A 19,647-nucleotide genomic window follows, 5' to 3' on the forward strand; every position below is an offset into this window, starting at 1 on the left:
ATTATTTAGCAATCAATAGCATCGGGAAACGAAAATGCAACCAATATCAGTCACGATCCTGAGCGGTTTTTTGGGATCAGGCAAAACGACGCTGCTGCGTCATATCCTCAATGTTGATCATGGTTACAAAATAGCCGTCATTGAAAATGAATTTGGTGAAGTCCCCATTGATGATGAATTGATTGGTGATCGTGCAACTCAAATTAAGACATTAATCAACGGATGTATCTGCTGTAGTCGTTCGAATGAGCTGGAAGATGCATTATTGGACTTGCTGGATAGCATGGATAAAGGGCAGATCAACTTTGACCGCTTGATTATCGAATGTACCGGCATGGCTGATCCCGGCCCGATTACGCAAACTTTCTTTTCCCATGAAATTTTGTGCCAGCGTTTTTTACTCGATGGCATTATTACGCTGGTGGATGCAGTTCATGCGGAACAACAGTTAGATCGTTTTTCCATTGCACAGGCGCAGGTAGGATATGCAGACAGGATCCTTTTAACCAAAACAGATATTGCTCCCATTCATGATGCCTTAGTTGAACGTTTGCAGCGAATCAATGCCAGGGCACCGATTCATAAGGTTATTCAAGGTGAAGCCGATTTAGACTTACTGTTCGATATCGAAGGTTTTATGTTGAATGACAAACTGACGGTTTCGACACCCACTTTTCGATTTGCACCCAAACAACAAAACTCGGTTCAGTCGATTGTCATTAACTTAGCACACCCAGTTGAACTGCCGGAAGTTTCTAACCTGATGGACGAGCTATTACTGAGTTTCGCGGATAATCTCCTGCGATACAAAGGTATTCTTGCTATCAAAGAAGAACCATGTCGGTTACTGTTTCAAGGGGTTCAGCGTCTGTATGGCGCGGATTGGGATAGAGAATGGCGCGATAATGAAGTACGTGAAAGTGTGCTGGTTTTTATTGGTATAGATCTGCCAGAACAGAAAATCCGTGAAAAATTTGCGGAATTGTTTAAAGAATAATTGATTGAGTAATAATTTTTTATGGAATTTTAATTGTTCATTTTTATTTCTTATTGAGTAGTGAAATTGTTCATATAAATTCGCTGCTCAAAATTAAATAAAAATTTATATATTTACCTGTTAGACTTAAGTTTTTTAAAGAACCAACCTGGTGTGTTAACAAGTGTAAAACAATAAAAATAAAAACCATTTACAAATTGAGTTTATCATACGTAAAAAATAGTCATTTATCTTAGATTTTCATGACATTGTCTATTTTATCTGCCAGCAATCTCCACAAATTAACTAGTGGAGATTGTTACAATAACAGATCATGTGAGTGAAAACAGCAGAAAAAATAACACAACTATTTAGAGTGAGATTCCCAAATTCTGGAAAAACGTTTCACATTACTGGCGGTGTAAATTACAGTATGTGAAATATTACGGTGTCCGAGATAGTCTTGAATCAAGCGGGTATCGCGACCGAGATCAGCTAATGCATAACCACAAGCATGTCTTAACATATGCGGATGTGGAGAAACACTGACAGACGCCTGCTTTCCATAACGTTTTAATAAACCATAAACTTGTTGCCGTGAAACAGGACCCGATTTTTGAGAAAGAAATACCCACGGAGAATCGGCTTCGCGCCATTTTTGGCGAATATCTAGCCATTTATTTAACGCTTCAATTTCTTCTGGAATTAAAGGATGTGTGGTTGAAAGTCCACCTTTTAACCGTCTGATATGAATGATCGCTGAATTCAAATCAAGATCAGATAGGCATAGATTACATAACTCACTTACCCTAAAGCCGTGAATGAAACACATTAACAGCATGCAATAATCCCGTTCTGCGTGACGTCCTTGTTTTGTTGCTGCCAGAATTGCGTCTATTTCGTATCGGGTTAAAAACTTACGTTGTTTCATGAAATTATCATTCCTATGAAATCAGAGAGATAAATTGTAAATAGCAAGGTATTTAAGTTAATCGAATACAACAAAACATTAGTATTTTTTAAACATAATTAACTAAATACCAGATTAATTTAATTGGAATAACACAAATAAAAAAATTGCTGCTTATTTTTGTCTTGTTTTTAATGAAAATGCTAATTGAAATCGTATAAATACGTGTTATGTGATTCTGATACACAGAATGAGGCAATCATAAATAGAATTCCATATATAAAAACAGCTCTATTGAACTTTACAACTAATCATTTGGCCTGGTTTGTTTTTTAGTTTTTTATTCTTTTAAAAACTCTTTTAAGTGTATTGGGTTTGTATTTTTACTGCATTTAGTGGAAAAAGTAAATGATTTATCTAAGTTGTTTAGATAATGCCTTATTATTGATTGAAAATTAACTTTTATTTGGAGTTTTTGAAATAATATTTTAATTTTTTATCTATTATTGGATTTTTATTCTAAGTTACTGCGTTTTTTGGATGAAAAATGAGAAATACTGAGGGTGATCAAGAGATAATGTTTGAAATAACATTAGGTTAAAGGAAGGGTTTTCGTTAACTTAATAACATTGGTTATAGTTTTCATTGTTTATTATATCTTTATTTGGATTGAATTGATTGGTCGTTTTTTGTTCTGTTTGTAAAGTTTAATTAAATAGATATTTTTCATGATTAATTATGTATGGAATCATCATTAAAAGGATTATTTAATGAATGCTCCTGCTAATCCTAATTAAAAACATGTGGATTTTATTCATAGATTGCCACAAAATCATCTTAATATTATTATCATATGGAAGATGTAAAAATTAAAAATCTTTATTGTACTGTTGATGATTTCCAGCTCTTCATTATTAGATATCGCCACGCCAAGTAATAAAGAGGATTTGTTTATTGGTTTAATAAAAGATACCTGACGATGATTAACATTACTCATTCTTGTTATTTCATGCTCAAAGGAAAAAATCAAGATCCCATTTTTATGACCCGTTTGATATTTATTACCTATGGAATCAAAGGTAGAGCAACCCGCAGATATCAAACCTTGTTTCTTCCCTTTCATCGTTGCATATATTAAATTAGCCACACAATCTCCTTTAGACTAATATAGTATTCCTATTGTAAATAGAATTAATGATACAAAATAATCTTACTATAATGGGATCTAAAAAAATTAACCGGCTAATTTAATTTGTTTATCCTCTTAAGGTAATATCATCGGTAAGAGAAATATCATCAATCATACAGTCCCCTCGGCAGCTCGCTTAAAACTGCGAGTTTTATATCAGAACCAGATAGTTCCACAGCATGGACAATAATTCTGGATGCGGCCATTGTCAATACTGCAGGATTACCCTGCAAATGAAAGTCGGAAAGTTCACGGGTGTTAGGTTGTATAAGCCACTGTTCATTTCGTCCTATGAATGCAGGGTATGTACGATTTTTTCCGTTTTATCAGACGACCCCAAAATTAGTACGACAAAATTTTGGACTATTCCGGCTTACAACCCCTACACGTAAGTTGCTGTTCAAATGCTTCCGCTAGTCCTGAATAAGTGCAGTAGATTTTGTAGGGAGTTGATTAGTTGAATGCGCCTTATATCTCCTAACAGAAAGATGAGAATTTAGGGCGCACTGGGTAAACCTTAATAATAAGCCCTTATATCAGGAGAAGGCCAGGAAAGGGGAAATACATAGCAAGATCCCAGTAAAGATGATCAAGATGAGCGATACCCCTTTGTAATAGCGCAGGCCAGGGATCTTGTAGACCAAATAAGCCGGAATAAGGCAGCCAACGATGCCAAATATTGGGCTACAAATAGAAGTAAAACTTAAGACTGGAGCATTCAGGAGGATCGCGCTCCATGCCAATAAGATGGCAAAAACCATGATGCCTTTTTGTACCCACTTTTCATTGATCTTTTCGGCAGGTACCAGGCGACTAAGAATATTCATGGCAATGCCTTGGCTGGCTTCGCGAAACCCAAGGTAAACACCAAAAAATGCAGTCATCACAGCAAAGACATTGAGCATGATACTGACGGCAATAACCCAACCGCCGGGAAAGAATTGGGCGGCAATTGCTAATGCTGAAATATTCTGTTCATAGGCTTTGAGTGCTTCGTCATGTCCCATTGCCAGCGTAAAAGAGATGGCATAGAAAAATACCGTACAAAACAGGATACCAAAGGCAATGTTCATAGCTCGCAGTGCCTTGTGACGGGCAACTTCACGGTTTTTCTCCCGATTGCGATAAGAAATCACCATTGGGCTAAGTGTTTGGATAAACAGGATGGACGTGAGCGTAAAAGGTAACGTGATGATGGCTTGTTTGATCAATAGCCCTAGAGGAGGCAATGCCCCGATATTGTAAAGATGCCACATACCGATCATGGAAAATCCTAATGCCGCGATAACAAATAACTTTGTTATGACCATCAGACTGGATATTTTGAACAGTAATTGTTCACCACGGGAAGAGATGGCGACTAATACACAGATTAATACCAATCCATAAAGCGGATTTTTCGACATTAATTCATCGGTGACCCCAAATGTTTGCAGGTAAGAAGCACTATCATTGGTTATCGCGGTGGAATAAACAAACATCCAGATCACCAGCATAATAAAGTAGAGTATTCCTAACAGAATGCCCCAATTTTTACCAAGATAACCACTGATAACACTAGGATAATCTTTGCATTCTGGTGACTCTGCAAGGGTATTGATGAAGAGCCGCTGAAAGAGATACATGGCAGGATAACCAATAATGGAAGAGAGCAGGAAAACCCACAATCCCATCAATCCAACCTGAACAGGCAAGAAAACAATTCCGGCCCCGATTGCCATGCCGATACTCATAATGACCCAGCCAGTATCGGTATGGTCGAATTTTATTGCTTTTTTCCACTCCTCCTCCGTCATGTTGGCGCGTTTGGCCGATGGAGATAACAGTGGCGTGACATCATTGTTTTTTGTTGCTGTTTTCATATCTTTTAGTAAGTGAATTATCGTGTGCTAATAGTCAATGATTTCAAGGAGAACAACTTCTTCATGAAGAAGAAATTGCAAAGGGAAACTGCGCAAAAAAGAAAATTGTCGAAAACACTTTGTCAGGATTAAATCCTTTTTATCGTTAATATTATGCTGTAGTTCAGGGGATTAATCTAGAATTTTTTACTAGTGAAAGGGGGGGATGCATAGTTTAATCCTGCTTTCCGATGAGAAATAAAGACAAATCAATACCTAATTGGTAAGCCTTATTTTACGATGGATTTGGGATTAATAAAAAAGAATAGAATCGTGTCATTGATAAAAATAAAATGGAAACAGCCCAATTTTTTTATTTTTATTTCGTAACAGTCCTGAAATTAAATTATCAGATAAATACTTGGTGAATTATTTTTAATTCTTAATGAGAAAACTGTTCAAGTTACCATTGCACTTATTAGTTGAATCCACCTTTGATTGAAATTAAAATGCCACAAATAGACTTATGGCATTTTTTGTTGTTATTTTTTAATTAGACATCCAATCGCTTGGTTTGCCATCTTTTAGACTTCCAACGCCAAGAGTTCACTAACCCGCGGATCCACTCGTCGCAGAAGAACCCTATCCAGATCCCCAAGATCCCCATACCCATGGTAATACCCAAAAAATAACCGACGGGAATAGATATTCCCCACATACAAATCAACGCGGTATAGAGTGGAAAACGGGCATCACCAGAAGCACGTAGGGCATTGACCATCACAATGTTGAAAGTACGTCCTGGTTCCAAAAAGACTGAGAGCAGGAACAAGGGTAACAGAAGTTCAACAATCTTTTGATCTTCCGTCATGACATAGAGAAGCGGTTCCCTGAAAATCCAGAACATTAAGACGATGCCTACAGTAACAATCACACCAATTCTCAGGCTTTTCAGCCCCCGAAGATAGGCATCTTCAAAACGCTTTGCCCCAACAAGGTGACCTACCATAATCTCATTGCCAATGCTGATAGAGATGCCAAACAACATAATGAACAGAGATAGCTGGAAGTACAGTGTTTGCGCGGCCAGAGACATTTCACCCATCAGGCCGATAAACGCCTGTGCAGTCATATATTGCAGGATCCACACCAAATTTTCACCTGCGGCGGGTAAGCCGATATGCAGGATTTTGCCCAATATATTCTTAGACCAGTTCACGAACAATTTAGGCTCGAACTTGATCTTCAAACCACAAAACAGTAATCCGCAGAGCAAAATAACAGCGACAGTACGACCAAATACCGTAGACCAAGCCACGCCTTCGAGTCCATATTGAGGCAATCCAAAGAATCCATACAGCACGATCATATTGCCGACAATGGTAAGCAGGTTGGCAATTAGCGTGACATACATGGCCGATTTTGACTTTCCATAAACCCGCATACAGGCTGCCAGAATAATCGAAATCGCTTCGGGTATCAGACAGATACCAAGAACATGCAGATAAGCGAACCCATCTTTCATCAGATTTTCGGGCAGGTTCATGATATGCAGGATCTTATAACCGAAGAACACCGTGATCAGAGCACAACTGAAACCCAGCACAAAATTAAAAGCAATGGAAATGTGAATAGCCTGACTAGCCTTATCACGTCTCCCTGATCCCAAATATTGTGCAATGACAACACTGCAACCTACGCTGATGAAGTTAAAAATTGTAATAAAGAGATCAAAAACATGATTACCCACTCCCATTGCAGCAAGATAAGCAGAAGAAATATGGCTGACCATATACGTATTGATTAATAACGTCGCCATATGCAGAAAGATATCAATGAAAATCGGCCAACTTAACGAAAAAAGAGAGCGATTAACAACATCAGACTGATGCATTAGTAAAACCTATTTATTAGAAGTGAAATGAATGGTCTTTTGCGGTGTGACATACCTAGAAAGCATAGCTGATTTTACAGGGTTTATTGATGATTTGATAGGCAGAACAAGCGATTTATGTTTTGGTTGCAGTTGAGTAGCATTAACTTGCAATAGCAGCGTTTATCCATGCCAGTCACCATCATCAAAGCTGTAAACCAATGCAGATAAAATAGCGGGACGTAAGAGTAGTAGCAGAATATGCAAAATTGTTTTCATTGAACCTGCTCGCAGGCTGAGAGAGGCCTCATCCAGTGATTTATCAATTTGCCCAAGTCCTGCAATACCAGCTCGAATGCCAACGGGTACATTTCGCATCGTCATGGAGATGATGATAATGAATGCTGTACCCGTGATATAGAATGGCGTGTTATTGAAAGCCAGGAGATAAGATATCCCTGTTACTGTACCGGGAACGGCAAAACAGAGCATGGTAGTGAACTCAATGATTTTTTTGCCGCGGAATTGCTGTGTACCACGATATAGGCAATCAATAACCCGAAAATGGCGGTAATGGGGGTAGCAATGCCTGCATACAGTAATGTATCGGATGTACCTGAGCTTTGTGGATCTGCAAATTTTATTGTATTCATAATATAGAGTTGTTTTAATAGTGCAGTGTTCAATTTACTTGAACACTACAGGGAGGTAATTCTGTTATCAGTATGTTTTATACTCTTTACTGACGTCAGTCATTAATATTGGCATCAGTAATAACCCCATCACAGCGGCTGCAAGAGTCAGCAAGGCAAACATGCCTGTCCAATCATAGTGGTCAATGATTTGGCTTAATGGCCAACCAGCAATTGCAGCACCATAATAGGCATACAATCCTAAATATCCAGTTACCGTACCTGCCGCTTTTTTGTGGCAGTGTTCAGTTGCTGAAAGGCCAATTAACATCTGGGGACCAAATACAAAAAAACCAATACTAAAAATACAGAGAGATAATAGTAAATAATTATTTATAGGAATTAACCAGAGCGCGGCCATAGAAAAGAAAAGACCGAGAGAAAATAGTAGAATCACTGGTGTACGTTGACTGCGAAATAATAAGTCAGAGCCCCATCCAGCACAAAGAGCACCTAATAACCCTCCCAGTTCAAATAGTGATAGAGTGGCATTGGCATTCAGTAAATTAGCTCCATGTTTTTCTAATAACCATAAATTACCCCAGTCATTAATTGCGATCCTAATGAAATAGATGAGAATATAAGAAAAACCAAGGAGCCAGATGGTACGGTTGAATAAAATGGTTTCCTTTAAGATTTTTATTATGGGCATGGGTAAAGACAACCGTTCTTGTCGTAGCTCCATAGTATCTTGTCGCCAATGCCCTACGCTAGGTAAACCATGTTCTTGTGGAATTCCCCGTATTCTCCGGCATAACCAAATGCCAAGCACAATGCTAATGAGTCCAGGAACGAATAATGCAGCGCGCCAACCATAATAATTTGCTAAAAGTGCAGACAACAATGGCAGAAAAATACCACTTATATTGATGGATATATTCCAGCAGCCCCACCAGAAACCTCGCTCATTACGAGAATACCAGTGAGTGAGAAGTCGAGCACATGTTGGCCATCCCCATCCCTGAAAAAAGCCATTCAATGTCCAGACAAATAGTAAGGAAGGCAGTGATAAGCAGAAGGTAAAAATAATATTCAGTACTCCTGTCATTAATAGCCCTACCCCCATGAACCAGCGATAACCAGTATGATCATGAAAAATGCCGGAAAAAAATTTTGAACTGCCATAAGCAAGGTAAAATAAACTGGTTATCCATCCAATATCAGTTTTATTAAGAGCCAATTCCAGCTGCATGGTTGGCATAACTACATTTAAACTTTTGCGAGTTAGGTAGAATGTGGCATAGCCTATAATCATTGACATGAGCAAATGGCTTCGCCAATAACGATAATGTTGTGATATTTGCTCATGGCTGGTGCCTTGCATAAGTGCCTCCATAAAAAAGATACGAGTAGTCGTTGTTGCTTTAGTCGTCCCAAAGAGGATACTTTGTTATGCAGTATCACTACCTGAATCTATTGGTAAATATATAATGACATGGGTTCCTTGTTGGATTTTGAGCCTCCAATGGCCTCCAAGCGCCCGGACACGTTCTTCAATACCCTTAAGCCCAAATCCCGTATTTTTTTTATCATCAATAATACCAATACCATTATCGCCAACCTGAAGTACGATTAAATTTCTTTTTTGCTTTAATGTAATGTTTATTTGGTTGGCGTTAGCATGTTTACTGATATTGTTCAGTAATTCTTGAATCAGCCTATAAAGTGTCAGAGTGATCGTGTTATCACTGGGAGTGTGTGGTAACTGGTAATCAAAATGGCAGAAAATGTTTTGTTCTTCAAAAGCAAACTCATTTATTAAGTGATTAATTGATTGCTCAAGAGACATTTCGTCAAGTGCAGGTGGGCGAAGTTCACGCAGCAGTTGACGAGTTGTTTGATGTATTTGTTGGGAGAGGTGATTAATCTGTTCGGCAGAGTTATGAGCTAATGCTAACGTTGAAGTTCGTTTTATTAGCATAGATTGAATTTGAATGGCAGTTATATTTTGTCCAATGGCATCATGAAGTTCTCTGGCAATATTTTTACGGATATCTTCTTCTGTATGTACTAATTTTTGCATCAAAATATGGCGTGTTGCTAACTCTTTTTCTAATCGTTCACGATAACGGTTTAAATTATTTGCCAACTGTTTTTGATAGGTTAGGCTACCTGCCAATTGTTGCTGGCGACTGATGGCAATACCAAGCCCTATCCCTAATAAAGCCTGAGTGGTTAAAAAAATCTCCAATTCCTGTAATTCGCTGAATGAACCATTGAATTGACGGGCAGAAGTGACGAGTAAACTTCCTAACAATGCGGAGAGAACACCGCCTTGCCAACCATAATGATAAGCCATAAATATATTAGGAATAAAGACTAAAATTGATAGTAACCATTCTATTTCTGAGGATAGAAGATATTGGCCACTTATTCCCAGAAAACTAAACAGGAAACACCATATCAGCAAGGATATTCTTAATTGTGGATCGGGTATATCAGCTTTAGTATGCTGATTCTTCCAATATTTCTCATATAAATAAACATAAATCAGATAGATGAATGGGGAGAGTAAAAATCCGCCAGTTAAGGAAGAGAGAAAAATAAAGCTGATTTGATCGGGCAACGAAAAGCTTAAAAACAAGATTTGTAAAAGGCTATTAATGATAACGCCTGCCAACAAGATAGAAAGCTGTTGCCAATAAAGAGAATAATTCCACCATATCTTTTGAATAGTTAGTGCAGTGATCACACTAATAAATGGTGAAAGCAGAATGATTGGATATATAATAAGTTGCTCGCTTTTTAGCCATAGCAATATACTGGTTTCACTCATCAGAAGGATTGGAAGATAACGCCGCCCCAGTAAAATCATAAATACTAAACGTATCCCTTGGGGTAAAAATAGTGTCGCCTGTAATCCACTATTGTGAAAATAAAAACTAATTACCCATAATGAAATCCAAATCAGTGAATAAAATAGACAGAGGAATAGTGATTGTAAAATGAAGAGAAATTTTTCATTCATTGATTGATTAACTCGTCATAATGATTTGATTCTTGAGGGCATAATGAACTAGATCAATAGTAGTATTACATTGTAATTTATCTAAAATTCTGGCTCGATGAACATGAACTGTATTGTGACTAAGTTCAAGTTGCTCAGCAATCACTTTTACACTGCTCCCATTGACTAATAAGGTAAAAATTTCTCTTTCTCTTGGTGTCAGAGCGTGTAGTGCTGTAATTTCTTGAGGTTTTTGGCGAAGTGCTTTCAGTGCATGAGCACAAAGATAAATGTTTCCTTGATGGACTAACCGGACGGCTTGTACTAATTCCTCTGGCCCACAAAATTTTGTCAAATAACCTCGCGCACCTGAATCTAGCGCACTTTGTACAAGCGCAGCAGTGTCATAAATACTTAACATGATCGTACGAAAATTTGGGCCGGTGGGACGAAGCCGGGTCAGAAGTTGTAGGCCACTTTCGTTGGGCATGGAGATATCCATGATGACGATATCAATCGTTTTTCTTAGTAAATCCGGCCATGCTTCATCGGCACTGCTGTATTGACCAACGATTATAATATCATCTTCAAGTGTCAATAATTGGGCAAAACCTGAACGGACAACAACATGATCATCAATGAGAGCAATTTTTATAGTCATTTTTATTGTATGTTGTAGGGAGTTTTATTATAAATCATTTAGATATCATAATGTTCATAAAATAAAATTCATGCAAATAAATAAACTAAATTTGTTAGTTAGATAACAAAATTTATTTTAAGGCAGCTAAATCATATCGATTTCAATTGGTTATTATTATTTCCATTTCTATACCTCCATATCGTAATGATGAATTCTGTTTTTATTAATTCTCAATAACAAAATAAAAATATTTATTGATATTAAATAGTGTTTTTTCTTTATTAAATGAAACTGGTGGGTTTAATAAAGAAATTACACTGTTATTTTATATATTTTCATTATTATATTTCATGTGTTATTTTATGGTGAATGATATGAAAAAAATTTTACCATAATCCCTTTGTAGGGGGAATTATGCTAGATTCTCCTATAAAAAATATTGGATATTTTTCTATATAGGAAGCGATATTATTGCATCATCAGATATGCTTTATTGTTTTTCCTGGCGTTGATCATGGAGCCGCCCTTGATTATTTGAAAACAATTTATGGCGCTAAAATTATCACAAGCACTGAGTTAGGTGTGCCGTCAAAATAAAGAATGCTATGTTTGATAAAAAATGAATGACTGGCAGACTGATATTCTGCCAGTCAAATAGATCAGGTCGAATACAATTATCTATAGATCGGGTAAATTTCGGCCGTAATAGATTTCCTGTATCTCTTTTTTAAGTAAACGGGTGATTTCTCTCTTTTCCATTTCGCTTAGTTCTTCCGCTGTGGTATTGAACAAATATTCATTCAGATCGAATTCTTTCAGCATCATTTTGGTATGGAAGAGATTTTCCTGAAAAATATTCACATCAATCATATGGTACTGAGATTGAATTTCTTCTGTCACATAATTCTGGATGGAGCTAATCTCATGGTCAATGTAGTATTTTATGCCATTGATATCTCGGGTAAAACCACGAACGCGATAATCCATTGTTACAATGTCAGATTCCAATTTATAAATCAGGTAATTCAGAGTATTAAGGGGAGAAATAACACCACAGGTTGATACTTCAATATCTGCCCTGAAGGTACATATACCATCATCTGGATGGCTTTCTGGATAGGTATGCACACAGATGTGGCTCTTGTCCAAATGGGCGACGACAGAGTCAGGGAGTGGGCCTGGGTTTTCCGTATTATCCACCCGTTTGGCAGAAATGGGTTCTTCACTAATCAGAATGGTAACGCTCGCTCCTTTGGGGTCATAGTCTTGACGAGCAATATTAAGAATGTTTGCACCAATAATTGAACAGGTTTCACTGAGTATTTCAGTCAGGCGGGTTGCATTATACTGTTCATCAATGTACGCGATATAACTGTCGCGATCGGCTTTCGTTTTTGCATAACAGATATCATAAATACAGAAACTCAAGCTTTTTGTCAGATTATTAAAGCCGTGCAATTTCAGTTTGCGCAATTTAGTTCACCTCCCGGTTTATGGGGGATCAGATAGGGCATTCAGTAAGTATTGCGGCAGTGCGAAACTTCCTGCATGTACGGCAGGTGTGTAGTAACGGCAGGTTATGGCCGCATCTTTAAAGCGTTGTTGTAGCGTTGTCAGAGGTACCTGACGCAAGGCAGAATTTTGGGTTGCCCATGCAAATGTCATGATCCCACCGTGATAGGTTGGAATGGCTGCCTGATAAAAACTGCTGTCAGTAAAATAGTGGCTTAACTTTTTATAGCTGTTAACGGCTTCATTCTGCTGAAAGAAACAGACACCGTTTTGGGCGACAAAAATACCACCTTCGTTTAAGCAACCAGCGCAGCCTGCATAGAAGTCAGAAGTAAACAGGCTTTCACCTGGTCCATCAGGATCAGTACAATCAGAAATGATGACATCAAATTTTTCAGATGTGGTTTTGACAAAATTAACACCGTCGTTAATCACCAGCTTGAAACGGGGATCATTATAGGCTCCCGCGTTATGGTTCGGCAAATATTGGCGGCAGAATTCGATTACACCAGCATCAATTTCTACCATTGTAATATTATCGAGATAGTGATGACGGCAAACTTCACGCAGCATCCCGCCATCACCACCGCCAATGATCAACACTTTTTGGGCTTGGCCATGAGCAAATAGTGGTACATGGGCCATCATTTCATGATAGATAAACTCATCGCGCTCTGTGGTTTGAACCACACCATCAAGTGCCATGATGCGGCCTAGTTCTGTATTTTCAAAAATAACTAGATCTTGATGCTCTGTTTTATCGTGATAAAGCACGTTTTCAACAGCGAAATACTGACCGAAATTGGGATGCAACGTTTCATACCAAATTTCTTTTTGTGACATGTTCCGCTATTCCTCCATTGTGATCTTCATCGGCATTGGTTGGACATAGTAGCCAATAATTTACATTGTTGTCACTTAGTTTCAACATGAAATTAACCTTGGAAGTATTCAAAAGGAATTATTTTATATAAGAGAGTAGGCTGAGGGAGTTCCTTGCAAGAGAACGGCATTTAACCTCATGAGGCAGGTTGATTCCCTTTAAATCTTTGTAACCTAATTGATTTAGTTCTTGCATTAACTGACTATCATAGTTACTGAGATCCCACTTGTTACGTTGGGCAAAATAGATAATTGTACGCTTAATTTGAAAATCTGGGATTTGGCTATAGCCGCAGTCATGTTTTAGATAGATATAGACGGCTGTCAGATCGGCGAGATCTTCAGCTTCATTCTCAGACAGCGCTGTTGCAGGTTGAGCAAAACTAAACAGAGCCAGAATGTACGCGAATAAGGCAATTTTTTGCATAATTTCTATTATACTGATTTTCTACTATTTTACTTAAATTAACATATTAATATCTTTGTTAGCCAAACTTTATTTGCTTCATTTTAATAAAATTACCGTTTTTTCTGCCAGTGAGAAAATTGGGTTGTATGTTAACGAACAGGTTTGTTCTGATGGCAGAGAGTGTTATTTTATGCGCTCGATGAAGCTTATGCTATTGAGCGGTATGTAAATAGTCACATTCATTTTTTGGTTTGACTTGTGATTATTTAGAATAAAATCAACTGGTTATATTAATGAAGAAACATATTGTAGAAGTAATGATCTCCGAGCAGGAGGTTAAGCAACGTATTGCTGAGCTGGGGCAACAGATTACAGAGCACTATCGTAATAGCGATCGTGAATTAGTATTGATTGGCCTGTTGAGAGGGTCGTTTATCTTTATGGCAGATTTATGCCGTGAAGTTCAGGTTCCCCACGAAGTGGATTTTATGACTGCATCCAGTTATGGCAATGAGATGAGTTCTACCCGCGATGTGAAAATCCTCAAGGATCTGGATGAAGACATTCGTGGTAAAGATGTGTTGATCGTTGAAGATATTATCGATTCAGGCAATACACTGAACAAAATCCGCGAGATTCTGGCGTTGCGTGAGCCTAATTCACTGGCGATTTGTACTTTGTTGAACAAACCATCTCGTCGCGAAGTCGATGTTCCAGTTGAGTGGATTGGTTATTCAATTGAAGATAAATTTGTCGTCGGTTACGGCATTGACTATGCACAACATTATCGCCATCTGCCTTATATCGGGCATGTCACCCTGTTAGAAGATTAATTTTTGCGACAAACAGAAATAATCAATTCGGCATAAGCAAATGGCAGCTTTTTTGCTGCCATTTGTTTTTTATAATTAATAGGTTGTCCTTCGATCTGCTATTTTGTCTGGGATAACTTGGAAATAGCCTGACGGTAATTAAGTTCCAATTTTTCACGGCTGTCAGCTGTAATATCCAGATCATGTAATTCACCATCCTTTAAACCATATACCCAACCATGAATCATCACTTTCTGCCCGCGTTTCCATGCGGATTGCATAATGGTTGAGTGGCCAAGGTTGTAAACCTGTTCAATGACATTCAATTCACACAGGCGATTCAGCCTGTCGTTAGGAGGTAACTCACCAAGCATGGAACTGTGTTTGTACCACAAATCACGGATATGGAGCAGCCAGTTATTGATTAAGCCCAATTCAGTGCCATCTACGGCAGCTTCAATACCACCACAACCGTAGTGACCACAGATGATGATGTGTTCAACCTGCAAAACATCAACGGCATATTGTACAACAGATAAACAGTTTAAATCGGTATGGATAACGAGGTTAGCGACGTTTCGATGAACAAAAAGATCGCCGGGGGCTGCATCAATCAGTTTTTCGGCAGGTACTCGGCTATCAGAGCAGCCTATCCACAGAAAATGAGGTTTTTGCGCTTTTGATAATTCTTTGAAAAAAACTGGGTTTTCTTCGTTTACGGACTTTGACCACTGTTTGTTCCTGGCAAACAGTTCTTCAATTTTTCTCATCATAACTAATAGCCTGATAACATTTTTGAGATAGAATCATATACGACATTAATTGAGAATTTAACATTTAATTGAAGAATGTTTTTTATTTTACCCCCTACCATTGCTAAGAAATAGGGGAAAAATAATGGCATAATTTCTATTTTTCAGCAGTCAGAAATAGCAAATAATAAAGGTATTTTTTACTTATGGCTTACGCATTGGAATTGAGGCAGCTCACGAAAGTCTATGAGAGTGGAATAAAAGCGCTGCGGGGAATTGATTTGCGTGTAGAAGCAGGCGATTTCTACGCGCTTTTGGGGCCAAATGGTGCAGGGAAATCCACCACGATAGGTATTATTAGTTCTTTGGTTAATAAAAGTGGGGGTAAGGTCAAGGTTTTTGGCTACGATATCGATATGGATCTCGTTAATGCCAAACGGCAGCTTGGCCTTGTTCCACAGGAATTTAATTTCAACCCATTCGAGACGGTGATTCAGATTGTATTAAACCAGGCGGGATATTATGGTGTCCCGCGCAATGTGGCACAGGAGAGGGTGGAAACCTACCTTACTCAATTGGATCTATGGGAAAAGCGCAACGAGCGGGCAATTCGTTTATCTGGTGGTATGAAACGGCGTTTAATGATTGCCCGTGCCTTAATGCACCAGCCAAAATTGTTAATTCTTGATGAACCTACGGCGGGAGTAGATATTGAGCTGCGCCGATCTATGTGGGAATTTTTGAAAGAATTGAATGCGCAGGGAACTACCATCATTCTGACAACTCACTACCTTGAAGAGGCTGAGATGCTGTGCCGAAACATCGGCATTATCCAACATGGCGAGCTGGTGGAAAACACAAGCATGAAAAACCTGCTTAGCCAACTTGAAAGTGAAACATTCTTGCTGGATTTATTACCAAAAGAAGCAAATCCTGTTGTTGAAGGCTACGACTACCGTCTGATTGATGCAGTAACACTGGAAGTGGATGTAAAACGTGGGCAGGGATTAAATGATGTTTTCTCCCAGTTAAGTACGCAGGGTATACAAATCAGCAGTATGCGTAATAAAGCGAATCGTCTGGAAGAGCTGTTTGTCGGATTAACCAATAGTAATCAAGGAGATAGTTAATGATCCAACTATATTGGGTGGCTCTGAAAACCATTTGGATTAAAGAGGTTACCCGTTTTGGTCGTATTTGGGTACAGACATTATTGCCGCCAGTGATCACGATGTCCCTTTATTTCGTTATCTTCGGCAACCTGGTTGGTTCCCGCATTGGCGAAATGGGGGGAGTTGGTTATATGCAGTTTATTGTGCCTGGATTGATCATGATGTCAGTGATCACCAACTCTTACGCTAACGTTTCTTCATCTTTCTTTGGTGCTAAGTTCCAACGCAGCATTGAAGAAGTGCTGGTTGCTCCGGTTCCAACCCATGTCATCATTGCTGGATTTATTGGGGGAGGGGTAGCTCGTGGGGTATGCGTTGGCATTCTGGTGACATTGGTTTCCCTATTATTCGTACCGTTGCAGATACATTCATGGGGAATGGTGGTTATCACTTTACTGGCAACTTCGATCCTATTTTCATTGGCGGGGCTATTGAATGCCATTTTTGCGAAAACATTCGATGATATTAGTATCATCCCAACATTTGTTCTGACTCCGTTGACCTATTTGGGGGGCGTATTCTATTCCCTTACCCTGTTGCCTACTTTTTGGCAGGTAGTGTCAAAGCTTAACCCGATCGTCTATATGATCAGCGGCTTCCGTTATGGTTTTCTCGGTATTATGGATGTTTCTCTGGCGATGACATTAGGTATGTTGGGGATCTTTATTGTTGGATTCTATGCATTGGCCTGGTATCTCATTGAATCAGGGCGAGGGCTAAGAACTTAATAGCCAAAATATAATACTCCGCCGTTGATTGCGGCGGAGTGAGGGACACACATATATCCCACAATTAAAATCAGTCAGCCAAATCAACCTGCTGATTATCAATCAGTCTTGTTTGCCCTAACCATGCAGCCATCAGGATCACGGCTTTTTTACTTTGTGCCGTTAATGGCATCAGGTTTTCTGCATCACGGATAAATAACTCATCCGGCATAAAGCCTTCTTCCCGCAAGTGTGCAGATGCCAGTTCAATGAGTCGTTCAGTATCCCGTTCGCCATTTTTCAGCCTTTCTGCCATAGATTGCATAATTTTGTTCAGCAAAGGCGCAGTTTTTTTCTCTTCAGCGGACAGAAGACTATTACGTGAACTCAGCGCCAATCCATTTTTATCACGGACGATCGGCACGGAAACCAATGTAATATCGTAAGCCATATCGGCAATCATCTGGCGGATAATCTGTAATTGTTGGAAATCTTTTTCGCCGAAATAAACCAGATCGGACTGGATCAGGTTGAACAATTTGCTGACAACGGTAGTGACGCCACGGAAATGTCCTGGTCGGCTGGCACCTTCAAGGATATAAGAGAGTTCTGGTACCTCAACAAAAGTTTGGTTGCCGTTTAAACCATGTGGGTACATCTCGTTAGTATTAGGGGCGAATACCAACTCGACATTGCGACGGCTTAGTTTTTCGCAATCTTCCTGCAAGGTTCGAGGATAATTGACCAGATCGTCTTCTCGATCAAATTGCATCGGATTGACGAAGATACTGACGATAACAACATCAGCCTGTGCTTTGGCGGTATCAACTAACGCCATATGACCATCATGCAAGTTTCCCATCGTGGGAACGAAGGCAATACGCTTGCCCGCCTGGCGCCAGCGACGGATTTCCCGGCGTAAAATTGGGATCGTTTCTATAATCAGCATTGCTGTACTCCTTTAATTCGTCGTCATGCTGGGGAATAATCAGTTGAATGAGTGTGCCTGGTCGGGATAGGCGCCGCTTTCTACTTGTTCAATATATAGGCGGATAGCATCCCTTATATTGCCAGTTTCTTTGAGGAAGTCTTTGGCAAATTTGGGTGGTCTTGCGGTGATACCCAAGGCATCATGCATAACCAGAATTTGACCGTCAGTCATATTGCCTGCCCCAATGCCAATAACCGGAATTTCCAGGGCTTCAGTGATACGCTGCGCCAGTGCAGTCGGAACACATTCTAACACCAGGAGTTGCATACCTGCTTTTTCCAAAGCAATAGCATCGTCAAATAACTTTTGGGCTGAGGAGTCATCACGCCCCTGAACTTTATAGCCACCGAGTACATTGACTGATTGTGGTGTCAGACCTAAATGGCCGCAAACGGGGACGGCACGCTCGGTCAGCCTTTTGACGGTATCACATAGCCAGTCTCCACCTTCAATTTTGACCATATTGGCACCAGAACGCATGAGTGCAGCCGCATTGTCAAAACTTTGTTCGGGGGTTGCGTAGCTCATGAAAGGCATATCTGCGATGAGAAAAGCATGAGAGGCGCCAGTGCGAACACTTCGGGTGTGGTAGGAGATATTTTCAATGGTAACCGGCAGGGTAGAGTCGAACCCCTGTATGGTCATGCCGAGTGAATCACCAATGAGCATGACACTAATGCCTTGTTCAGCGAAAAGGTGGGCGAAACTGGCATCATAAGCTGTGATAGTTGCAAATTTGCGCTTTTCTTTTTTTAACTGACTTAAATCAGCCAGAGTTGTTGGTTTCATCATTATTCTCTCCTGAATAGTTATACCCTCTATTTTTTAAGTTGCCTCTCTACTTTCTACTACAAGCTACAACCAAAGCATCAGGCCATTTTCCGGAACTTTTTTTAATTGCTCTGTCAGGGATTCTCCATCGGGAAACACAAGGTCTGGTGCGATTTCTGCAAGTGGATAAAGCATAAATTCACGCTGTTTTAACCCATAGTGGGGAACCGTCAAGCGTTCGGTGTTGATGATGTGATTACCAAACAGCATGATATCCAAATCGAGCGTTCTTGGCCCCCAGCGTTCGTCCTTACGAACGCGTCCTTGTTCCAGTTCGATTGCTTGGGTGTGATCAAGCAATGCTTCTGGAGGTAATTGGGTTTCCAATGCAACGGCAAGGTTGAGGTAATCTGGCTGATCCTGTGGCCCCATTGGTTTGGTTCGGTAAAAAGATGATCGCACCACAAAAATGGTATCAGGGATCTTGCTTAAGGCAGCAAGTGCGTTATTGACTTGCTGCAAAGGATCGGCCTGATTGCTGCCAATGGCGATATAGACTCGAGTCATA

Annotated in this window: 16 protein-coding genes and 3 pseudogenes; 4 read left to right on the plus strand and 15 right to left on the minus strand. The window is 39.4% G+C overall.

Translation table 11 applies throughout. The annotated features are described in order from the left end of the window. The first annotated feature begins 34 nt into the window (after positions 1–34). Complete coding sequence (gene yjiA / locus BDE27_RS14935; RefSeq protein WP_099131541.1) at positions 35–997, plus strand: GTPase; 963 nt, start codon at positions 35–37, stop codon at positions 995–997. A 346-nt stretch (positions 998–1,343) separates the two neighbouring features. Here yjiA and BDE27_RS14940 read toward each other — a convergent pair. The 11 genes and pseudogenes from BDE27_RS14940 to BDE27_RS14995 form a co-directional block, all read right to left on the minus strand. Continuing rightward, positions 1,344–1,910: pseudogene (locus tag BDE27_RS14940) on the minus strand (tyrosine-type DNA invertase); the annotation flags it as partial. Between the two features lie 838 nt (positions 1,911–2,748). Next, positions 2,749–3,033 (minus strand): annotated as a pseudogene (gene tssD, locus BDE27_RS14945) (type VI secretion system tube protein TssD); the annotation flags it as partial. Between the two features lie 578 nt (positions 3,034–3,611). Further along, positions 3,612–4,937, minus strand: coding sequence for an SLC5/6 family protein (locus BDE27_RS14950; protein ID WP_099131543.1), 1,326 nt, complete (start codon positions 4,935–4,937; stop codon positions 3,612–3,614). A 532-nt stretch (positions 4,938–5,469) separates the two neighbouring features. Then, positions 5,470–6,810, minus strand: a complete 1,341-nt coding sequence (locus tag BDE27_RS14955) for an MATE family efflux transporter (protein WP_099131544.1) — start codon at positions 6,808–6,810, stop codon at positions 5,470–5,472. Positions 6,811–6,996: 186 nt separating this feature from the next. Continuing rightward, positions 6,997–7,397: pseudogene (locus tag BDE27_RS14960) on the minus strand (ABC transporter permease subunit); the annotation flags it as partial. Positions 7,398–7,509: 112 nt separating this feature from the next. Continuing rightward, entirely contained in the window at positions 7,510–8,805 is a 1,296-nt protein-coding gene (uhpC, locus tag BDE27_RS14965) for an MFS transporter family glucose-6-phosphate receptor UhpC (RefSeq protein WP_099131545.1), read from the minus strand. Between the two features lie 66 nt (positions 8,806–8,871). Beyond that, complete coding sequence (locus BDE27_RS14970; RefSeq protein ID WP_099131546.1) at positions 8,872–10,449, minus strand: MASE1 domain-containing sensor histidine kinase; 1,578 nt, start codon at positions 10,447–10,449, stop codon at positions 8,872–8,874. Between the two features lie 7 nt (positions 10,450–10,456). Further along, positions 10,457–11,089: a response regulator transcription factor gene (locus tag BDE27_RS14975; protein WP_099131547.1), complete on the minus strand. Its 633-nt coding sequence runs from the start codon at positions 11,087–11,089 to the stop codon at positions 10,457–10,459. A gap of 660 nt (positions 11,090–11,749) precedes the next feature. Next, a complete protein-coding gene (gene speD, locus BDE27_RS14985; RefSeq protein WP_099131548.1) occupies positions 11,750–12,544 on the minus strand; it encodes an adenosylmethionine decarboxylase in 795 nt (264 codons plus the stop codon). An 18-nt stretch (positions 12,545–12,562) separates the two neighbouring features. Continuing rightward, positions 12,563–13,426 carry a polyamine aminopropyltransferase gene (gene speE, locus BDE27_RS14990; RefSeq protein ID WP_099131549.1) on the minus strand — a complete coding sequence of 288 codons (864 nt, stop codon included), beginning with the start codon at positions 13,424–13,426 and terminating at the stop codon, positions 12,563–12,565. 118 nt (positions 13,427–13,544) lie between these two features. Then, on the minus strand, positions 13,545–13,892 hold the full coding sequence (locus BDE27_RS14995; protein ID WP_099131550.1) for a YacC family pilotin-like protein: 348 nt from the start codon (positions 13,890–13,892) through the stop codon (positions 13,545–13,547). Positions 13,893–14,167: 275 nt separating this feature from the next. Between BDE27_RS14995 and hpt the strand changes: the two genes are divergently transcribed. Next, entirely contained in the window at positions 14,168–14,707 is a 540-nt protein-coding gene (gene hpt / locus BDE27_RS15000; RefSeq protein WP_099131551.1) for a hypoxanthine phosphoribosyltransferase, read from the plus strand. A 98-nt stretch (positions 14,708–14,805) separates the two neighbouring features. On the opposite strand, the gene can is transcribed toward hpt, so the two are convergent. Then, positions 14,806–15,459, minus strand: a complete 654-nt coding sequence (gene can / locus BDE27_RS15005) for a carbonate dehydratase (protein WP_099131552.1) — start codon at positions 15,457–15,459, stop codon at positions 14,806–14,808. Positions 15,460–15,644: 185 nt separating this feature from the next. On the opposite strand from can, the gene BDE27_RS15010 reads away from it, so the two are divergent. Both BDE27_RS15010 and BDE27_RS15015 read left to right on the plus strand, forming a co-directional pair. Beyond that, complete coding sequence (locus tag BDE27_RS15010; protein ID WP_099131553.1) at positions 15,645–16,568, plus strand: ABC transporter ATP-binding protein; 924 nt, start codon at positions 15,645–15,647, stop codon at positions 16,566–16,568. After that, the gene (locus tag BDE27_RS15015; protein WP_099131554.1) at positions 16,568–17,338 is read left to right on the plus strand and encodes an ABC transporter permease; all 771 of its coding nucleotides are present in this window, start codon (positions 16,568–16,570) and stop codon (positions 17,336–17,338) included. Before BDE27_RS15010 ends, BDE27_RS15015 begins: the two co-directional genes overlap by 1 nt. A gap of 70 nt (positions 17,339–17,408) precedes the next feature. Here BDE27_RS15015 and panC read toward each other — a convergent pair whose 3' ends face one another. The 3 genes from panC to folK all read right to left on the minus strand — a co-directional run bounded on the left by panC (position 17,409) and on the right by folK (position 19,646). Continuing rightward, positions 17,409–18,266 carry a pantoate--beta-alanine ligase gene (gene panC, locus BDE27_RS15020; protein WP_099131555.1) on the minus strand — a complete coding sequence of 286 codons (858 nt, stop codon included), beginning with the start codon at positions 18,264–18,266 and terminating at the stop codon, positions 17,409–17,411. 39 nt (positions 18,267–18,305) lie between these two features. Continuing rightward, positions 18,306–19,097, minus strand: coding sequence for a 3-methyl-2-oxobutanoate hydroxymethyltransferase (gene panB, locus BDE27_RS15025; protein ID WP_099131707.1), 792 nt, complete (start codon positions 19,095–19,097; stop codon positions 18,306–18,308). Positions 19,098–19,163: 66 nt separating this feature from the next. Next, on the minus strand, positions 19,164–19,646 hold the full coding sequence (folK, locus tag BDE27_RS15030; protein ID WP_099131556.1) for a 2-amino-4-hydroxy-6-hydroxymethyldihydropteridine diphosphokinase: 483 nt from the start codon (positions 19,644–19,646) through the stop codon (positions 19,164–19,166). Position 19,647: the final 1 nt, after the last annotated feature.

This window comes from Xenorhabdus ehlersii, assembly GCF_003610465.1.
In the GTDB taxonomy this organism is placed as follows: Bacteria; Pseudomonadota; Gammaproteobacteria; order Enterobacterales; family Enterobacteriaceae; genus Xenorhabdus; species Xenorhabdus ehlersii.